13 protein-coding genes are annotated in these 19726 nt (G+C 62.9%); 4 read left to right on the top strand and 9 right to left on the bottom strand.

Annotated features, from left to right (window positions below; genetic code table 11):
- Window position 1: 1 nt before the first annotated feature.
- A complete protein-coding gene (locus GA615_RS09205) occupies window positions 2–2743 on the bottom strand; it encodes a DUF1592 domain-containing protein (RefSeq protein WP_152050995.1) in 2742 nt (913 codons plus the stop codon).
- Between the two features lie 439 nt (window positions 2744–3182).
- Between GA615_RS09205 and GA615_RS09200 the strand changes: the two genes are divergently transcribed.
- A complete protein-coding gene (locus GA615_RS09200) occupies window positions 3183–3659 on the top strand; it encodes a hypothetical protein (protein WP_152050994.1) in 477 nt (158 codons plus the stop codon).
- 39 nt (window positions 3660–3698) lie between these two features.
- Here GA615_RS09200 and GA615_RS09195 read toward each other — a convergent pair whose 3' ends face one another.
- From GA615_RS09195 to GA615_RS09175, 5 genes are all read right to left on the bottom strand, one after another.
- Window positions 3699–4103 (bottom strand): acyl-CoA thioesterase, encoded by a 405-nt coding sequence (locus GA615_RS09195; protein WP_152050993.1) that lies wholly within the window; start codon window positions 4101–4103, stop codon window positions 3699–3701.
- Window positions 4104–4130: 27 nt separating this feature from the next.
- Window positions 4131–4829: a fused DSP-PTPase phosphatase/NAD kinase-like protein gene (locus GA615_RS09190; protein WP_152050992.1), complete on the bottom strand. Its 699-nt coding sequence runs from the start codon at window positions 4827–4829 to the stop codon at window positions 4131–4133.
- The gene (locus GA615_RS09185) at window positions 4717–5394 is read right to left on the bottom strand and encodes a fused DSP-PTPase phosphatase/NAD kinase-like protein (protein WP_152050991.1); all 678 of its coding nucleotides are present in this window, start codon (window positions 5392–5394) and stop codon (window positions 4717–4719) included. Before GA615_RS09185 ends, GA615_RS09190 begins: the two co-directional genes overlap by 113 nt.
- 183 nt (window positions 5395–5577) lie before the next feature.
- On the bottom strand, window positions 5578–7404 hold the full coding sequence (locus tag GA615_RS09180; protein WP_152050990.1) for a c-type cytochrome: 1827 nt from the start codon (window positions 7402–7404) through the stop codon (window positions 5578–5580).
- Between the two features lie 257 nt (window positions 7405–7661).
- Complete coding sequence (locus GA615_RS09175) at window positions 7662–10313, bottom strand: PVC-type heme-binding CxxCH protein (protein WP_152050989.1); 2652 nt, start codon at window positions 10311–10313, stop codon at window positions 7662–7664.
- 186 nt (window positions 10314–10499) lie between these two features.
- Here GA615_RS09175 and GA615_RS09170 point away from each other — a divergent pair, with 186 nt between their 5' ends.
- The 3 genes from GA615_RS09170 to GA615_RS09160 are packed head-to-tail and all read left to right on the top strand — an operon-like array spanning window position 10500 to window position 14519.
- The gene (locus GA615_RS09170; protein ID WP_201750147.1) at window positions 10500–12278 is read left to right on the top strand and encodes an arylsulfatase; all 1779 of its coding nucleotides are present in this window, start codon (window positions 10500–10502) and stop codon (window positions 12276–12278) included.
- 8 nt (window positions 12279–12286) lie between these two features.
- Entirely contained in the window at window positions 12287–13678 is a 1392-nt protein-coding gene (locus GA615_RS09165) for a sulfatase (protein ID WP_152050988.1), read from the top strand.
- Between the two features lie 40 nt (window positions 13679–13718).
- Window positions 13719–14519 (top strand): TrmH family RNA methyltransferase, encoded by an 801-nt coding sequence (locus GA615_RS09160; protein ID WP_152050987.1) that lies wholly within the window; start codon window positions 13719–13721, stop codon window positions 14517–14519.
- 131 nt (window positions 14520–14650) lie between these two features.
- On the opposite strand, the gene GA615_RS09155 is transcribed toward GA615_RS09160, so the two are convergent.
- The 3 genes from GA615_RS09155 to GA615_RS09145 all read right to left on the bottom strand — a co-directional run bounded on the left by GA615_RS09155 (window position 14651) and on the right by GA615_RS09145 (window position 19646).
- Window positions 14651–16123 carry an NAD-dependent succinate-semialdehyde dehydrogenase gene (locus GA615_RS09155; protein WP_235905265.1) on the bottom strand — a complete coding sequence of 491 codons (1473 nt, stop codon included), beginning with the start codon at window positions 16121–16123 and terminating at the stop codon, window positions 14651–14653.
- A 167-nt stretch (window positions 16124–16290) separates the two neighbouring features.
- Window positions 16291–19068, bottom strand: coding sequence for a serine/threonine-protein kinase (locus GA615_RS09150; protein WP_152050986.1), 2778 nt, complete (start codon window positions 19066–19068; stop codon window positions 16291–16293).
- Complete coding sequence (locus tag GA615_RS09145) at window positions 19065–19646, bottom strand: ECF-type sigma factor (protein ID WP_152050985.1); 582 nt, start codon at window positions 19644–19646, stop codon at window positions 19065–19067. Before GA615_RS09145 ends, GA615_RS09150 begins: the two co-directional genes overlap by 4 nt.
- Window positions 19647–19726: the final 80 nt, after the last annotated feature.

The raw sequence follows: 19726 nt of genomic DNA, 5'->3' as shown, positions 1-19726 counted from the left end.
TTTATTCGCCTCCTTCGGTCTTCCGCATGCGGAAGGCGTCGCTCGTGACGATGTCCACGACCAGGCGACCAAACCGGGAATCGTGCCGGTCGAGATCGGCCAGGATGCGGTCAACGGCGCATCGATCGAAGTACTCGAGCCCGCGCCCGAGTGCGTAAGTCATGAGATTTTCGGTCAGGGTCCGGGCGAACTCGTCGCTTCGGGCCTTGAGCAGAGACTTCAGGTCGGCCGGCCCCTGGAAGGACTCGCCACCCGGCAAGGTTCCGGAGGCGTCGATCGTGGCCCCGCCGTCCTGACCGCGCCAGCGGCCGATGGCGTCGAAGTTCTCGAAGCCGAAGCCGAGCGGGTCCATGCGCTTGTGGCACGAGGCACAGGAGGGGTTCTCGCTGTGCTGCTGCATCCGTTCGCGGAGCGTTCCGGTCAGCTCGGGGCCTTCCTCCAGCTCGGGAACGTCGGGAGGAGGCGGAGGAGGAGGCGTGCCGAGGATCTGATCGAGGATGTACTTCCCGCGCTTGACGGGGGAGGTCCGGGTCGGGTTCGAGGTGATCGTCAGGATGCTCGCGTGGGTCAGAACGCCACCCCTCGGTGAGTCGGCGGGCAGGGAGACGCGGCGGAACTCGTCGCCGGTCACGTCCGGAATGCCGTAGTGCCGGGCGAGGCGTTCGTTGAGGAAGGTCTCGTTCGCGTCGAGCAGGTCGAGAATACTGCGGTCTTCGCGGACGACCGCCTCGAAGAACAGTTCCGTTTCGCGCCGCATGGCCTCGCGGAGCGAGTTGTCGAAGTCGGGGAACCGGGCAGGGTCAGGATTGACCGTTGCCAGGTTTTGAATCTGGAGCCACTGGCCGGCGAAGCGTTCGATGAAGCGAGAGGCCTTCGGGTCGGCAAGCATGCGGAGGGTCTGTCGTTCCAGCTCGCTCGGGTCGCGGAGCTTCCCCTCGAAGGCGGCCCGAAACAGGGGCTCGTCGGGCATGCTCGACCAAAGGAAGTAGGAGAGTCGGGAAGCCAGTTCCCAATCGCTCAGCGGCGCGACACCTTCGGGGGCGTTGGGGTCGGGAGCCGATCCATACTCGACGCGAAAGAGGAAGTGAGGCGAGACAAGAACCGCCTGTACGGCCAGTTGCATGGCTTCCTCGAAGGAGCCGCCATCCCGACGCACCAGGCGGAACAGGTCCATCAGGCGCTCGACCTCATGCTGGGAGGCTGGGCGGCGAAAGGCGCGATTGGCGAAACGGTGGATGCTTTTGCGGGCGACCTGTTCATACGAGCCGCTCAGGGCCGGTTCGGCGATGATCCGCCGGTGAGCGTCCGGAAGCGCGGCATAGTACGACTCGACCGGCCCGACGATCTGGACGTGGTCGAGGATCAGGTTGCGGTCGCCTCGAAGGCTCTCGTCGGAGTGATCGGTGTTGTAATAGTCGTTGAGAAACGCCAGGGCCACCGAGCGATTTCCCTTGGAGACGAGAAGGCGAGCCTCGTACGTGCCAGGGTCATCCTCGGTTGCGGTCACATCGGCCACATCGACGGTTGCGCCGTCGATCTTGATGCCCATGCGGGCGGGGTCGGGTCCGGCCTGCTGGCCAAAGGCTCGGACGCGGATGCGGTATTCGCCGTCGTGATCGAAGGAATGGTCGAAGGCAACTTCGCCGTGCGTGGCGAGGATGCGACCGAGCCCGCGATAGTCCTTGCCACCGGCCTCGTCCTTGAGCTTGGCGAGGTCGACCGAGGCGACCGGATCGGTCGGCCCCTGGACTTCGAGGCGATTGATGATCAGATTCCGATCGCCTCGCTCGTTCGGGTCTTCCGCGTCGGGCTTGTAGTAGTCGTTGAGAAAGGCAACGGAAAAGCGTCTCGTCCCGGCCTGAACGGGCACGGGGACGTCGTAGGTTCGGTGCTTGTCCTTCGCCTCGACGTCGAACTCCTTGACGGTTTCGCCATCGAGCCGGATGGCCATTTTCACCGGCTCGGGTCCGGCCTGATGACCGTAGGCGCGAACCTTCAGAAAGTAGCGCCCGTCACTGGGGAAGGTGTGTTCGATTGTCAGCTCACCGTTGGAGGTGAGGATTTGATCGTCGCCGAGCGGATTGCCCCCCTTGTCGCGGAGCAATCGGTTGTAATACATGATGGTCTTGCCGGGGCCAGGGCCGGCAACGTCGATGGCTCGTCGACTGATCTCCTCGGCGGCGGCCAGGTATTTCTCCAGCAAGAGCGGGTCGAGGGTCAGCACATCGCCGATATTGTCGAAGCCGTAACCGACGTCATCGGCCGGAAAGTCGTCGGCGGGCTGAAAATCGAGGCCCAGCAAGTCCTGGATCGTGAAGTTGTATTCGGCGCGGTTGAGGCGACGGAGGGTGACGCTGCCGGGCTCAACGAGATTGCAATCGATCTGAGACAGCGTGGCCTCGATCCACTCGGTCAGTTCGCGAGCCTCTTCCTCCAGGGGCCTGGGCTCGACATCGACCGGCGGCATATCGCCGTCTTCGATGAAATACTGGATATTCTCCCACTGGGCGCGATCTTTCACGATCGAGTCCACGTCGGGATAGGCTTCGAGGTTCAGCCCGGCTTCCTGCTTGTCGTTGCTATGGCAGGAATAGCAATAGGTCTTGAGCAGAGGGACAATGCGGTCTTTGTAAGTGTCGGAAACGGCAGCCAGTTCGTCGTCGGCTCGGACCGTTGGCAAGGCGATCAGCAGGGTGAACAGCAAGGTGGTGACGAGAAAAGGCGGTCGATGCCGATAACTCATGAGACTGGCAGACCTCAAGAACCTGGGGGAGGGCCAAACGGGCGGGGAAGAAGAATTTTCCAGGAGCGGGGGAGGGGGAGGGATGGTCAGACTTTCTCGTGCATGGCATTATCGGTGATGTTGAACGCTTATTCAACGCGTTTTCCCCAGAATTTTCCAGAATGGGTGTGCGAATCGCAGGTTGAGGCAAGGTTGAACCGTGGCGCTCGGGCAGGAGCTTCGAGGCGGGCCAGTCACGCTCGTGGCCGCTCGACGGACCTAAAGACGCAAACACAATGCCAATTTGTCGTTGCAACTCATTCCGGTCAATCCTTGAGGCATTCCTGTTGACCTGATCGCTGATCGTCGGAGATTGCGGACTGAGATGATCGGTAGGAGTCCACGGTCGGGGCCCCGCGCGGCACGCAGAGCGACCTGACCAGACCTGGGGGCTGGATTCATGGGACTTTTTGACCTTCTCCACGGTGCCCGAGACCGGGCCTCGACCCTCGATGATCGCTCCCGGGCGAAATTGCTCGAAGCCTGGGGACTGGCCGAGGACGACGTGGCGGCCGATCGGGCACCTCGATACTCTGCGGAAGGAACCGCGCTGGATTACGACCGGGCCCAGTGGCTTCGCAAGCTCAAGCACATTCTGGACGAACTCCCTGATTCCGAGTCACGCTGGGAACAGCTTGTTCGGGAGGGGAAGGCGAAGGAATTTGACGAAACCTGGATGCGGCATCTGATTCGGGAGGAGTTTGCGTTGCTCGTCCGCCGCGCGGTGGCCGATCGGGTCTTCTCCGAGCGGGAACGGCGCAAGCTTGACCTGGCCCGCACTCTGGTCGGGTTGAACGAGGCGGAGGCCGAGGCTATTTATGCCTCGGTGGTCAAGGAAGCCGAAACCTTCTTCGGCGAGGAGGTTGAGGGGGCCTGAGCCTTGGCTTTCTGGCCGAGGTCGTGCGGGGCAGAGCGATCAGGCTGGATCGCCCTGCTCTCCCCCCCGAAGCAAGGCCGGCAGGGGCTGCGGACGCCCGGTTCGATCGATACAGGCGAGGGTCGAGTGTCCCTCGGCCAGAAGTTCGTCGTCGCGCCGTAATTCGTAGCGGTGGACAATCTTGACGTGCGTGACCCGCTCGACGGAGGTGCGAAGGGTCAAGACGTCGTCGTAGCGGGCCGGGCGCTTGTACTTGCAGCCAAGATCAACGAGCACCAGCAGAAAACCGGAGTCTTCCACGTCTCGGTAGGAAACCCCTCGGCTTCGGAGCAGTTCGGTCCGGCCCATCTCGAAGTAGACGAGATAGTTGGCGTGGTGGAGCAGGCCCATCCGGTCGGTCTCGGCATAGCGGACCCGGATCTCAATCTCGTGACTTTCCGGCATCGTTCGGCGCTCCCAGAATCGATCGCGTCAGTGGCGAACCGCCGCGTCTTCGGGCCGGGTGACGACGCGGAGCGGGTACGGGTTGTAAGGCCAGAGCGAGCGGTTCGGTGTTCCCGGTCGGTAAGACCGGGCGATCCATTCGCGGAAGGTTTCGGAATCGTGCGAGCGGCCTTCGGCTTCGAGCCATTGCTCATATTGCCGCAGGTGCCCCTGCATGACCAAGCCATCCTCCAGAGGGAGAAACAGATAGTAGAGGGAGAACTGGGCCCTGGCCTCGGCGAGCGAGCTGCCGGGCCGGAGCAACGTCGCCATGGACGAGACGAGGCCCGTTCGCTCGGAACCGAACTGGCAGTGGATCAGAAGGGGACGCTCGGCCGAGTCGAGCAGCGCGATCAGTTCGTCGGCCTGCTCGGGGGTGAGCCAGTAATCGGACGACATCGGCACGTCGATCAGGGTGGCGCCGGCCTTCAGAGTCGCCTCGCGCTCGGGGGGGTACCAGGACGACTGGGGATTCGGCCCCCGGAGGTTGAGCACCGTCCGGATCCCCCTGGATTGGATGAGCCGGGAGAGGGAGTCGCCGTCGAGCTGGGCCGATCGGTAGATCGAGCCGGGTTCAACGGTGCCGACGTTGCCCGTCGTCCATCGCCAGCCGATGAAGATCACGAGCAACACCGCCAGGACCGCCAGGCTTCGGGCGATCGTCCGTAAGATCTGCTTCCGGGTCATTCTGCAACTCCTTGCCGCGGCCGCGGTGGATCGCGGCAAAGGCTTCGATCAGGCGGAGATCGTCGGCGTCGGCCTCGGCTCTCGTCCAGGGAAACTGCAAGAGCTCGGCCCAGGCCTGATCCGCCGACCAGCCCTCGTGACGAATTCGGTAGGCCGCCAGGGCGAGGTTCGTTCGATGATGACCGGCAACGCAGTGAAAGAAGACTGGCTGCCTCGCGGGGTCGGCCAGCAGGTCTGCAGTCTCGGCCAACTGCTCGATCGTGGCGGTTGAACCTCGCATGGGGACGATGACCCAATCGATGCCGGCCTGGTCGACGACCTTGCGCTGCATGACGTACTTCGGGTCGTGGGTGTTGATCGCCGTGAGGGTGACGATCGTGCGCACCCCTTCGCGGTCGATCAACCGCCGCAAGGGCCAGGAGCGCTGCCAGGCTCCGCGAACCAGGTGGCCGGGAGCGATGACCGCGACGCGCTTCTCAAGAACCTCGTGCCGACGGTCGATCGCCACCCCGCACACGAGCGAGGCCACGAGCAGGGCCAGGATCCGGCGTTTGCGCCTGCTCATCGGCGAATCCTCCCTGAGTTCGCGCCGTCTGATCTCCTTGACGGCCCGGATTGTAGCCGAGTCGAGGCATCGGGCAAGCGGAAGTCTGTCTTGCGGGGCCGGTCAGCACCGACCTGACTCCACAAACTTCCACCCGCCCGTTTGCCGGACTGAGACCACTCAATCGGAAGGGAGCGAGGTTGCTCAGGGGCCACCGACGACGGTGAAATCGGCGCGCGAACCCGGGGAACGAGTGACCTCAACCATGATGCCCTCGGCAGCGCGTTCCTCGGTGTCGACACGGATGACGAGGTCATGGCGACCGGGAGCGAGTTCCGCCGAGACGGATTCCGCGGCGGCGATTGGCTGACCGTCGAGCCAGAGAGAGAGTCCCTCGGCCGAGTCGATCGAAAAGGTCACGAACCCCGGCCGGATGACACCGACCTCGCCGCGAAGGGCGACGACCGGGGTCTCGGTCATTTGGGTCACCTCGTCAAGCGGCAAGGTGCCACCGGTCATGCCGTAAACAGGTCGCCAGTCGCTGGGATTCGCCTCGGCGATCGACGGGGGAAGCTTGGCCACCCCGGTCGAGGCGGTGGTGTCGGGATCGAGTTCGGAGCCCGAGTCGGGCCAGGGAAGCACTCCCCAGCGCTGGATTGACGGGGTGGCTCGGATGGCGTACGGGCCAGGTTTCCCGAGCTGGTCGAGGAACGCAACGAGATCGACGAACTCATCGCGGGTCAGGAAGTTGACCAGACCGGCGGGCATCAGTGAGCCGCCCGATTTCTCGTCCTCGATGTCATCGACGGGGATGACGCGGTCGACCCCGGTGGCTTCGCGAAGCACGAGGCGTTCGGCGCTCGACTCCTTGACGACCCCCTGAAAAATCTGACCATCGATCGTCAGGACCGTCTTGACTCCGTACTCCTCCTTGACGGCTTCCTCGGGAGTGATGATCGAACGGGTGAGATAGTCGGGGGGGGAACTCGCGCCGATGGCGCTGAGGTCGGGACCGACGTTGCCACCGGCCCCACTGATGGCGTGGCACTTGGTGCAGTTGACGTCCTCGCGACGGAAGATGCGTTCACCGCGCTCGGGGTTGCCGTGGTCACGAACGTCGGCGATGAATTGCTGCATCTCGGCGTCGGACATCGGCTCGGGGTCGGTGAGGATGCCGGCGGCATCGCTCAGGGCGGAGACGAGCGGGGCGTCGGTCCTGCCCACGGAGTAGAGATAGCGCAGGGCGAGCTTGGCCGGGTCGGCGGCAAGCCCTTGCTCGCGGATCTCGGCGGCAAGCCGTTCCGGGCCGACCTGACGGTCGAGGAAGGCGGTCATCAAGGGAGCGATGTCGTCAAGATCGCCAATGCCTTCGGCCAGGGCCGCGACGGCCCGATCGGCGGCGGCATCGACATCGAGACTGACCAGTGCTGCGATCGCCGGGACGCGAACGGACTTCGGCTGTTCGGGGCTGGCCAGTGATTCGATTGCCTTCCGGCTGGCAGGGCCCCCGATGTCAGCGAGGGCAATGAGCGAGGCCTCGCGCAAGGCTCGCGGTTCGTCGGGCTTGGCAGCGATGACGGCAAGGGGATTACTGGCTTCCTCGACCTTCCACGCCCCAGCAAGACGGATGGCCGAGAGGCGGGCCTCGTCATCATCCGGAGTGGTGTCACCCTGGAACAGGGCGGCGATCCGGGAGCGGTCACCCTCGGGGAACACGCTGCGGTTGCGGGCGGCCTGAGTGAGCGCATCGAGGGCGAGGCGACGGTTGGCGTCGGACGCAAGTTCCGGATCGGTGGCCAGTTCGAGCAGGAACCCGAGGTCGTTGGGGGACCCCTGGCGGCCGATCAGGGTGATCAGCGTCCCCTGGCGATCGTCGGGAACTCGGCCGCTCCGGAGCATCCGGACCATCGCGCTTTCCTGGTCCTGGGCTCGGACGGCTCCGGGAAGACCGGCCAGAAGCATCAGGGCCATGAGCATCAAGAGACGCTGGCAGTTTGCTCCCCTTGGGAGCGCCGAAACGGTCGGGATCATCGGGAAACCTCGGTCGGGCTTCGAGAGCGGTTCAGGTGGGGCAGCCGGGCGGGCTGTTGGTCGGAGACTGGGGACAATCCTCGTCGCGTGTCACCCGCCCCCCGATCGCGGGGAACAGGCCGAGTGAGGGGTTTCTGGCCGGATCACGAGCCGTAACGTTCGAGTTACAGCCCCCCTCACCCGGCCTTCGGCCACCCTCTCCCCCGCGAGCGGAGCGGGGAAGAGGGTTAAGAGAGGAACGTTCCAGTGACGAAGGATCACTCCCCGGCGGAGAGGTTCAGGATGCGTTCGCTGAGCGTCGCATTCGTCTCGTTCAGGGTGTACTCCAGGTAGTAATCCTGGGGATGCAGGAGCGATTCGAGCGCGATTTCTTGAGCGAGGAGGGCGTCGTCCCCTTCGAAGAAGCTCAGGGCTCGAACGGCTTCGAGCCGGACGCGGGGGTGATCGTCGTTGACCTGCTGCTGGAGCAACCCAAGCGGGTTGTCGAGCCGGTCTCGCCAGTAGCCGAGCACGCGGGAGGCGGCAGCGCGGGCCTTGGGCTCGGGGCAGGTCAGGAGGGTTTGCAGGAAGTCCTGATCGACAACGTCGTGCTGCTGGTGCACCCAGAGGGCTTCGAGCATGTGCCGCCAGTACTCGGGATCGTCCTGGTCGAGGTTGGCGACCCAGTCGTCGAGGGCAGACATGACCTCGTCCGTGTCTCGGGTCCGCAGCTCGATCCGGGCACGGTAGCGAGTCCGGTCCTCGTATTCCTTGAGCAGATCGAGCAGGGCGGGAATGGGCTCGCCGGCGATCTTGGCCGGTTCGACGAGAGGCTTGCCGGTGTAGTGAATCCGCCAGATCCGGCCGTGGACGGCGTCTCGGTTCGGGTCGCGAATCGAGTGCTGCATGTGGCCGATCAGGGGGTTGAACCAATCGACAAGGTAAAGCGCGCCATCGGGACCGAATTCGAGATCGACCGGCCGGAAGTTGGTGTCACTCGACCGCACGAGCGGTTCGGCCGGGTCGGCGGCAAAGCCGGAGTCTTCCTCACGCATCGAGTAGTTGAGGACGCCGTGGAAGCCGATGCAGTTGTTGATCAGATAGTTCCCCTGCCAATCGTCGGGGAAGTTGCGGCTGGAGACGAGTTCGCAACCGGAGGTCGGCCGCCACTGCTTGACGAGGAACTCGTTGAGCCTCGGATGCTTGCGCGGGTAATCGACATCGCCCGAGAAGGCGGTGCCGTAATAGTTCGCGCCGCCGGAGGCGTCGGCCACGAAGTTCTGGCCCCAGCGGTCGAAGTAGTGCCCCCAGGGGTTGGCGAAGGGATAGGAGACGAAGATGTCGAGCTTCTCGGTCAACGGCTCGTAGCGGAAGACCCCGGCGTTCTTGACGCGGGTCGGGCCGTGAGGGGTCTCGATCTGCGAGTGGTGGAACGTGCCTTCCTGGAAGTAAAGCGCGCCGTCAGGGCCCCAGGTGAAGGCGCTGATCGAGTGGTGCGAGTCGGCCGAGTCGAAGCCGTGGAGGCGGTAGGAGTACTCGTCGGCAATGTCGTCGCCGTCGGTATCCTTGATGAACGCCAGGTTCGGCTGCTGAGCCACATAAGCGCCGCCGTCGCCGATCTCGATCCCGGTCGGAATATGCAAGCCTCTGGCGAAGATGGTCTGCTTGTCGGCCTTGCCGTCGCCGTCGGTGTCTTCGAGGATGAGGACCTTGTCATCGACGGGGGTACCGGGCAGGTACATCGGGTACGACGCCATGGTCGTGACCCAGAGGCGTCCCTTGGTGTCGAAGGCGAACTGACAGGGGTTTTTCAGGTCGGGGAAGTCCTGCTCGGAGGCGAAGAGGTTGATCTCGAAGCCTTCGGGCAGGGTGAAGCTCTCAAGGGCTTCTTCGGGAGAGGTGATTTTGATCGGTCCTTGAACATTACTTTCGATGGTGACAAACTCGCCGGTCCCGGAGTCGTCAATCTCGTCGGGCACCTCGTTGCCCCGGGCGACTTCCCAGATGCGGCCGTCGCGGACCTCGATCATCTTGCGAAGCTTGGCGAATTCGGCCGGAAAATTGACCACGCCAAAGGGCTCTTTGCGGCCACCGTAAATATAGAAGCCGTTAACGGCGCGATGGTCATAAAAGAACTGTTTGTTCTTTTCCTGGACCTCTGCGCGGAGTGCGTCAAGATCGGCGGCAATGGAATCGGGGCCGGGCCTGGGACCGAACAGACTCTCGTCGAGGATCGGGGCGAGCTTGCGGTAGCCGTCGTCAGTCAGGTGGACGCCGTTGAAGGTCCAGGGCTCGTCATCCGCTTCGAATTGCTCTCGGGTCGGGTGAAAGAGGTCAATGAACAGGACCCCTTTGTCCTGGGCGATCTCGGCCATCGCCTCGGTGTAGAGGGCAAGGTTCTCGTTGTTGGTGGCTCCGTCCGGGAGGGTCCGCTTGCCGAGGTCCTCGTGGGCGATGGGAGAGAGCAGCACGAGGGTTGGCGGCGATTCGCCGTTGTAGGCGGTGGAGGTGGTTTCATCGATAAACGCATCCAGGTCGCGTCGAAAGCTGTCCAGACCTTCAGGACCGGCGAACGACTCGTTGTAGCCGAAGGCGGCGATCACGACGTCGGGCTTGTGGTCCTGCAGAGTATGGCCGTGGTCCTGGAAGTCCTGCGACCGGGGCCGCAGAGTCAACTCGTCGGCGGACCAGCCAAGATTCCGAACCACCAGTTCCAGCTCGGGGAAGCGGCTATGGAGCAGGGTTTCCCAGTGGCCAAAATATTGCATGCGCTCGGCCAGGGTGTTCCCGATCAGAACAATCCGGTCCCCCTTTTCGAGGATGAGCCGTTCTGGGGCTTCGGCTTGGGCGATAGCCTGAGGGATGGAAACCTGCGGCGACGCCAGCGTCGCCAGGGCCATCACGGACCAGATCACGGCGGTCGCTCTCATGGTGCTCGTCTCGCGGGGTGTTGAACTCGGAGAGGAGAAGAGACGTTTGGTCGGATTGACTCACGTCTGAACGTTGGCCGGTGGACGGCCTTAGTGATCGCCTATTATACTCCGGCCGGAGCGGGACTCCACGAGGTCGTCCATCTTCACGTCAAAGGGTCCGGACGCAATCGAACCGGAGCAAGCATGATGGATCGAATCGGACGCAATCGTTGGCGAGGGATTGGGTGGAGGGCGCTCGGGGTCGTGCTGACGACCTTGCTTGCGTTCGAGTCGACAAGCCAGGGGCAGGACGCAGAGGTCGCTCGACGGCCGAATGTCTTGCTTATCATGACCGATGATCAGGGCTACGGCGACCTGGCCTGTCACGGCAATCCGATTATCCGAACGCCGAATCTCGACGCCTTGCATGCCGAGAGCGTTCGCCTGACCGATTTTCATGTCGATCCGACCTGTTCGCCCACGCGATCGGCCTTGATGACCGGCCGGTACTCAGGCCGGGTCGGGGTCTGGCACACGATTCGGGGGCGTTCGATCCTCCATCGAGACGAAACCACGATGGCCGAGGTGTTCGCCCGCTCCGGCTACGCGACGGGGATCTTTGGCAAGTGGCATCTGGGAGACAACTTTCCCTCTCGGCCTCAGGACTTCGGATTCGAACACTCCTTGATTCATGGCGGAGGAGGGGTTGGCCAGACCCCGGATTCCTGGGGAAATGATTACTTTGATGATCTGTTCATGGAGAATGGCACGCCGCGTCCGACCTTCGGATATTGCACCGATGTCTGGTTCGATGCGGCGCTCCAGTTTCTCACCGAGCAGAGTGAAGCGCAGAAGCCCTTCTTTTGCTACCTCGCCACCAATGCCCCCCATTCCCCGTACCTGGTTCCTGAGGCGTACGAAGCGATGTACGCTGAGAACCCGAACGTGCCGAACGCCGCGTTTTACGGGATGATCACGAACATTGATGAGAATGTCGGTCGATTGCTCGCGGCGCTGGAGGATCGGGGACTGGCCGACAACACGATTGTCATCTTCATGACCGACAACGGTACCGCCTCCGGAGTGCGGGGGGAGCTCGGTTACAACGCGGGGATGCGAGGACAGAAAGGCAGCCCGTACGATGGAGGCCATCGTGTCCCGTGTTTCGTTCGGTGGCCCCAGGGTGGAATCGGCGGAGGTCGAGATGTCGAGCACCTATCGGCTCATCTCGACCTGTTCCCGACCTTGATCGAACTGTGCGACCTCGACCGGCCGGAGGGGGTCGCGTTCGATGGCCGGAGCCTCGCCCCCCTGCTCCGCGGAAACGCCATCGACTGGCCCGAGCGGGCGATCGTGGTGGAATCGCAACGGATCGACGAGCCGCAAAAGTATCGCCAATGCGCGGTCATGACCGAAGAATGGCGGCTCGTCAACGGGACGGAACTGTATGAGATCGGAGAGGATCCCGGCCAGAGCAAGGATCGAGCGGCCGATCTTCCCGAAACGGTCACAGCCCTACGCGCCATTTACGATCGTTGGTGGGACGATGTTTCCCGGACTCACGATCGAGTGGCGCGGATCGTTGTCGGCTCCGACGCGGAAAACCCGACTCGGCTGACCTGCCACGACTGGACCGGGGCGGAGGAAAATCCGCCGTGGAACCAGACGATGATCCGCGAAGGACTTGTCCGGAACGGCATCTGGAACATCGAGGTCGATCGGGACGGCGTTTATACGATCGAACTGCGACGATGGCCGACGCAGGAGCCGAGGCCAATCAACGACGGCCCCGGCCCGATCGCTCATGATGCGCGAGTGGTGATCGGGGAGCTTGAGGCCTCGAAGCCGGTCGGGCCGGAAGATGTCGCCATCACCTTCCGCGTGGAACTGGAGGCCGGCCCGACATCGTTGCAAACGTGGTTTGAAGGCCCCGAAGGATCGCGAGGGGCCTACTTCGTCAGCGTCCGTCGCGACACCCCGTGAGGAGAGTTATGATGACATCCAGATCCCTCTCGATGGCCCTCCTGCTCGGCGTCTTGGTTTCGGCGGCTCAGGCCGCGGATGAGGCCGAACGCCCACCGAACATCGTGGTCTTTCTGGCCGACGACCTCGGCTGGGGGGACCTTGGCTGCTACGGGCACCCGATGATCGAGACGCCGAACCTCGACCAGTTCGCCGAACAAGGAGTCCGGTTCACGCAGTGCTACTCGGCCTGCGGGGTCTGCTCTCCCTCTCGGTCGGCGATCCTGACGGGACGGACGCCGTATCGCAACGGCGTATTTCGATGGATTCCGGAGGGGCATCCAGTGCATCTGCGTCCTTCGGAAATCACGATTGCTCGATTGCTCAAGGATCAGGGGTATGAGACCGCCCATGTGGGGAAGTGGCACCTGAACGGGATGTTCAACTCACCGGAACAGCCACAGCCGAGCGATCACGGCTTCGACTACTGGTTCGCCACCCAGAACAACGCCGCGCCAACGCACAAGAATCCCGAAAACTTTGTCCGCAACGGCGAACCGGTCGGGCCGATGGAGGGGTTCTCGGCCGTTCTGGTGGCGGAGGAAGGAATCGAGTGGCTCCGAGAGCATCGGAATCCCGATGCGCCCTTCTATCTCCAGGTCTGGACGCATGAGCCGCACCTACCGATCGAGTCGGACCCGAGGTTCATGGCGCGTTACGAAGATCAGACCGACAACCCCGGCGTTCTCCAACATCACGGCAACGTCACCCAGCTTGATCATGCGTTTGGGATGCTGATGGCGGAACTGGACCGCCAGGGTTTGACCGACTCAACAATCGTCTTTTTCACCTCCGACAACGGCCCCGAGGGTGACGGACTTGGTGATCCGGCCAATCCGAACTCGCAACGCAACCGAAACCAGGGGTCGACCGGCGGCTTGCGCGGTCGCAAGCGCGACGACTTCGAAGGGGGCATTCGAGTTCCCGGCATTGTTCGCTGGCCCGGTCAGATCGAGCCGGGATCGGTGAGCAATGTGCCGGTCATCGGCTCCGACATCTTCAGCACCATCTGCGAGATTGTCGGCATCCCCTTACCCGATGATCGGGTGATCGACGGCGTGAGCATGATCCCAGCCTTTGCAGGCAAGCCGGTCGAGCGCCCGGTTCCGCTCTACTGGAGGACACACATCTCCAGCCCCGACAGCCGGATCGCCATGCGGGTCGGTGACTGGAAGATTGTGGGGAACGTTGATCTCACCAGGTTCCTCCTGTTCAACGTCGAGGAAGATCCACGGGAAACGACCGACCTCTCCGCTCAGGAACCGGAGCGGTTCAAGCAAATGACCGAGCAGTTGCTGGAGTTGAACGCTTCGATCCTGGGAGACGGGCCGGACTGGTGGAAGTCTGAAAAAAGTTTCTAATCATGGATAATTCTCTCCACCGACGAGCGGCCCACGACCGATGCCCCTGATCCCCCTCGATGACCTGGACGATCCGCGCCTGATTTCCTATCGCCACCTGAAGGCAACGAACGAAACGAGGTATCTCCCTCGGTTCGTGGTCGAGGGGGAAAAGCTCGTGGACCAGCTCCGCGAGAGCCGGTATCCGATGGAGTCGGCCCTGCTGTCCGATCGCCACGCAGATCGGATCGGGCCAAAGATCCCGGAGAAGGTGCCGGCCTTCGTGGTCGATCATCAGAAAATCAGCACCCTTGTCGGGTTCAACTTTCATCAAGGAGCGATGGCCGTCGGGGTCCGTCTTCCGCAGATCGATCCCGCATCCATCGTCAACCCGTCGGCGACGTCGTTGAACCTCGTCGTTTGCCCGGTCGTCCAGAATCCGGAGAACCTGGGAACGATCGTCCGAACGGCCGATGTGTTCGGGGTGGATGCCGTCCTGGTGGGTCCGACCTGTCCTGATCCCCTTTCCCGACGCGTGCTTCGGGTGTCGATGGGGACGGCGCTCGCCCTGCCGGTGATCGTCCTCGACGACCTGGCCGATCGGCTTGTCGACTGGCAACGCACGTTCGGACTTCAACTCGCCGCGACCGTAACCGACCCCGACGCGGAACCGCTTTCCTCGTTCGCTCGCCCCGATCGTCTGGCGATGGTGATGGGTTCCGAGGCCCACGGGCTTGCTCCTGAATGGATTGCCCGATGCGATCGGCGGGTCACCATTCCCATGCGAGCGGGGGCCGAATCGCTCAATGTCGCCGTCGCCGCCGGGATCGTGCTCTATCAGTTGAGCAGGCCCGGCGGGTAACGAGTCGATTCACTCGAAGACGCTCGCCACGGCCACGCGAACGCCCGGCAATTCTGCATCGGGAGCCCCCAAAGTTCGAAGGAGAGCCGTCGAATCGGGACCGGCGCGTGACCGGCCCCGATTGGTTCGGATCAGCCCCGCAGGCCGATCGAGACGGACTTGGTTTCGAGGTACGATTCGAGCCCTTCGATTCCCAATTCTCGGCCGAGACCGGATTGCTTCATGCCACCGAAAGGAGCCTGAGGAGTGGCGGGAACGGGGTCGTTGATGCCGATGATCCCGGCTTCGAGACCTTCAGCCATCCGGGTGGCAATGGTCAGGTCGTTGGTGAAGACGTAGGCGGCCAAACCATAGGGCGTGTCGTTGGCGGCCTTGATCACCTCGTCAACCTTCGAGAAGTCGACCAAAGGCATGACAGGGGAGAAGGGCTCCTCGGTCATGAGACGCATCGAGCCGTCGACGTTGTGGAGAATCGTCGGCTCGCAAAAGTATCCCTTGTCGAAGCGGCTCGACTTGCCGCCCCCAGCCAGGACGGAGGCGCCCCGAGCCTTGGCGTCGTCGATGAGTTCAACCGCCTTCGCGAGCCCCTGTTCGGCGAACATTGGGCCGACGGTGACCCCTTCTTCCCAGCCGGGGCCGAGCTTCAGCCGCTTCGTTTCTTCAACGGCCACCTCGGTAAACTGCTTCGCCAGTTTCTCGTGGATATAGAACCGTGAAGGGGCGATGCAGACCTGACCATTGTTGCGGAACTTACCGAGTACGGCGGCCTTGGCGACCTGCTCGACGTCGGCGTCCTCGAAGACGATGAGCGGTGCATGCCCGCCCAGTTCGAGGCTGAGCCGCTTGACCCCATCGGCCGACTTACGGATCAGCTCCTTCCCGACTCGGGTCGATCCGGTGAAGCTGACCTTGCCGATCTCGGGGCGGGCGAAGTAGGCATCGGCAATCGTCGGCGCATCGCCCATCACCAGGTTGGCTACGCCGGGGGGCAAGCCGACTTCTTCCAGGATCTCGAACAGGGCAATTACGCAGAGCGGGGTCTGATCCGCCGGTCGGGTCACAACCGTGCAGCCTGCGGCGAGTGCCGGGGCAAGCTTTCGGCTCGGCAGAGTCAGCGGAAAGTTCCAGGGGGTAATCGTGCCGACGACGCCAACCGGGTGAGAGATGGCGAAGTGCCGCTTGTTGCCCATCGTCGGGGGGATAATCCGTCCGTAGGCCCGCTTGCCTTCCTCGGCGAACCAGTCGAAGGTGGCCGCGGTATGGAGAACCTCGGCGCGGGCCTCGGGAACGGGCTTCCCCTGTTCGAGGGTTAGGGCTCGGGCGATGGCGTCAGCCCGCTGACGGAGGAGGTCAGCCGTCTTGTTGAGGAACTCGGCACGCTCGTAAGCGGTCTTCGCACGCCAGGCGGGCAGGGCCTTGGCGGCGGCGTCGATGGCACGCTCGGCGTCGGCCCGACCTCCGAAGGCGACCTCGGCGATCGTCGATTCGTCGGCCGGGTTGATCACGGCCAGGCGGCCGCCCTCGACGGCATCGCACCATTTGCCGTCAACGTACATCTGGGTGCGGGTCGGACAGGTCAACTCGGGAGCGGTGGCCGTGGACATCATGTTCCCTCGGAAGGCTCAGAGCGATTCAAAAGGACCAGGGAGCGGGTCGTTCTGCCGTGGACAGGTCGCCCGTTCCCTCTTTCGATCCTCACGATACCCGCCGGCCTCGGCCCCTTGCAATCGAACCGGCCCATCGGGGGGGCCTGGAACGGGATGTCCTTGCGTCAATCGAGGCTCTCGATCAGTTCCTGAAAGTCGGGTCGATTCCGAAGGCCATCCAGGTCGGAATCGTGCTCCAAGTTCTCCATCCGGACATACCCTGCATCGACGGCCCGGCGAAGCGCGTTCATGGCTCGATCGTTCCGGTTCCGTCGTGCCTGAGTGTCTTCCTCGGTGGGCTGTTCGGGGTCGTCGCCAACCACCTGGGCGGCAAGGGCGGCATTGCAGGCAAGGTTATAGTTATGAATCGGATCGGCCTGGGCAATCTGTTCGAGCAGCGTTGTCGCCCGATCATAATATTCCAGCGCCTTACCGCGATCACCTTGCGCTTCGAACAGCCGACCCAGATTATTCATACTCTTTGACGCATAAGAAACGTACTCGGTCACGTCAGGATGTGATTTTATCAGCGTCTCTCCAATGTTCTCAGCGACGTAGGCCGAATCGAACGCCTCATCAATGCGCCCTTCGCGCCGGTCAAGCTCGCAGGCCAGATTGGAAAGATAGAGCAGGTCTGACTGATAGTCGGGCACCATCGGATTCGATTCCACGAGTGGTTCCAGCAAGTCAATCGCCCGGCCGGTTGCGTTCCTCGCCTCAAGGATCTTGCCCTGATACATCTGAATGACCGCGTACTGGGAAAGGGCCTGGGAATAGCGGTTCGCATCCAGCATGTTGCGCGAATCTTGCTCGCGAATGGATTCGTAGAGGGAGAGACTTTGCTCTAACACATCCAAGGCACCGTCATCGTTTCCGATCATGAATGCAGGACGGCTCGAAATCATAAGCATATCGGCAAGCTGTGCCTGATAATCCAGATTGTCAGATTGCCCCTCGACGAGTGATCGCTGCAAGCGAATCGCTTCATCGTGACAATCGATCGCCTCATCAAGCCGACCAACCTCGACAAGCACCAGGGCAAGGTTATTCACGACATTGGCCAGGGCCTCCAGATAGAAGGCGCTGTCTGGTCGAGCTGTCACCACGGTTTGGGCGCTGTCGCGAGATCGTTCGAAGGAGGAGAGGGCGTCCTCGGTCCTCCCGATCCGCCGTTCGATCAGGCCGAGGCTGTTCAGGACGGTTGCGTGGTCATGAAGGTAATCGAGTCGGCGATCGACCGATTCCGGGGTATCCGCGGTTTCGGATCGGATCAGTTCTTCGAGAATCGTGAGCGCCTGGCGATCGGCGTTGAGGGCCTCCTCATTGCGGCCGATCATTTCGTTGATCTTCGCGATCCGATTGTAGGTGGATGCCAGGTTGACCCGGAGTGCGGGCTGGTCGCTGGAGTCTTCCAGGAATTCTTCATAATACTCCAGCGCTGATTCGAGCAATTCGCGGCGGAGGTCCTGAAGGCCGGGAGCATTCAGGAGTTGGTTTTCGGTCACCCGGACCAGCAATTCCTCGACGGCTCGGCGGGCCCGGTCCTCGTTGCGGAGCGCCATCGCTTCGGAGGCTCGGGCGCGGAGCATCCCCACCGTCGTGCCCACGATGCCCCCGATGAGCAGGACGAGCATCACCACCGCCAGTCCGACCGCAACTCGATTCCTCCGGACAAATCGACTCAGTCGATAGCCCAGGGTCGAGGGCCTTGCCTCGACCGGGATTCCCTTGAGATGTCGTTCGATGTCTCTCGAAAACCGCTCGACGGAGGCATACCGTCGTTCCGGTTCCTTGCGGAGCGCCATCAAGACGATATTGTCGAGATCGCCCGAGAGTTGCCGAGCGAGCTTTCGCTTCGAACCGAATGACTCAAACGGAACCGGGTCGGTCCTCGGCAATCCGTCTGCCGGGGCCGCGGGCGTCTGTCGATGCTCCAGTTGAGTCACGACGGTACTGGGACGGGGAGGAGGCTGCTCGCAGACGGCCTGGATCAACTCGTCCATTCGTCCCGTCGTGAGCCGATACGGACGCTCTCCGGTCAGGAGTTCGAACAGGACGACACCGAGGGAATAGACATCGGTCGCTGTCGAGAGGGGTCGGCCTTCGATCTGCTCGGGGCTGGCGTACTGTGGCGTCAGGATCCGATGTTCGGGCATGGTTGAGGGATCATCGGCACGCCCCGATTCCTCCGTGTTCAACCACTTGGCAATTCCAAAGTCGATCAGTTTGGGAACGCCGGCGGGAGTGACCAGGATATTGCTCGGTTTCAGATCGCGGTGAATCACGGCCACCGAGTGCGCGAATTGCACCGCCTCGCAAATCGATCGAAAGAGACGCAATCGTTCAGGAATCCCGAGACCCTGACGCTCGCAATAGGTCTCGACCGGAAGCCCATCGATCCATTCCATGACGAGGTACGGACGGTGGTCGGCGGTGGTTCCGGCATCGAGGATGGCGGCGATATTCGGGTGCTGACCGAGCGCGGCCTGCACGTGCATCTCATTGCGAAAGCGGCGGAGGATTTCGTCGGTATCCATCCCGCGCTTGATGAGCTTGATGGCGACGACCTGCGTGAACTCCTCGCGGCGAACCGCCCGGTAAACGCTCCCCATCCCTCCGCGGCCGATCAACGCCTCGATCTCATAAGGTCCGATCTGGTGCCCGATGAGGGAATCGTCCGGCTCGGGGTCGAGTCGCGATGCCTGAAACTCCGCGCCGAGCGGTTTCCCGAGGAACGCTCGATCGTTGGCACAGGCATCGGCCTCAAGCAGTGCTTCGACCTCGCGAAGCAGGGCGGTATCGGCTCCGCAAGCTTCTTGAAGGAACGACGATCGTTCCGAGGCGGGCCGTTCGAGGGCCGCCGCGAAGAGCTCATCGACCCGCTTCCACGCTGAGGGATTCATGACTCACCATCGCCCAGTTGTCGAGCAAGCCAGGCGCGAGCGAGCCGCCAGTCTTTCTCGATCAGGGAAACCGAACAGAGCAAGTGATTCGCAATTTCCGCGATGGTCCAGCCACCGAAGTAGCGAAGGGTGACGACCTCGGCCTGTCGAGGGTTCCAGGAAGCGAGCCGCTGGAGGGCATCGTCCAGGTCGATGAGGTCGAGGTGCTGATCCTGCTCGACGGCATCGACGATGGCATCGAGGGGGACCCGCTGAGCATTGGTCCCACCTCGTCGAGCGGCCTGCCGGGCTCGGGCGTGATCGACGAGCACCCGGCGCATCGCCCCGACCATCACGGCGAAGAAGTACGACCGCCCCCTGCCCTGGCCGATCTGGCGATGGTGCTGCACCCGGAGCATTGCTTCGTGCAGCAAGGCGGTCGGCTGGAGCGTGTGCCCGGCCCGTTCGCCCCGCATCAGATCGGCGGCGAGAAGCTTCAACTCGTCATAGGCGACCGTCAGGAGGGCATCGCGCGCCTCGTTGTCACCCGATTCGATGCGGGCAAGCAACGTGGTGATGGTCTCCGACGTGATTTCCATGCTGTCGTGAACCTGACGTGGTGAATGGGGGGCGAGTGTTCAACCTTAGGGGAAATTTCAAGAAAGGTGTAAGGGAATTT

The organism is Tautonia marina (assembly GCF_009177065.1).
Lineage (GTDB): Bacteria > Planctomycetota > Planctomycetia > Isosphaerales > Isosphaeraceae > Tautonia > Tautonia marina.
Note: the sequence above shows the minus strand (reverse complement) of the source record. Positions and strands in the feature narration are given on the sequence as shown.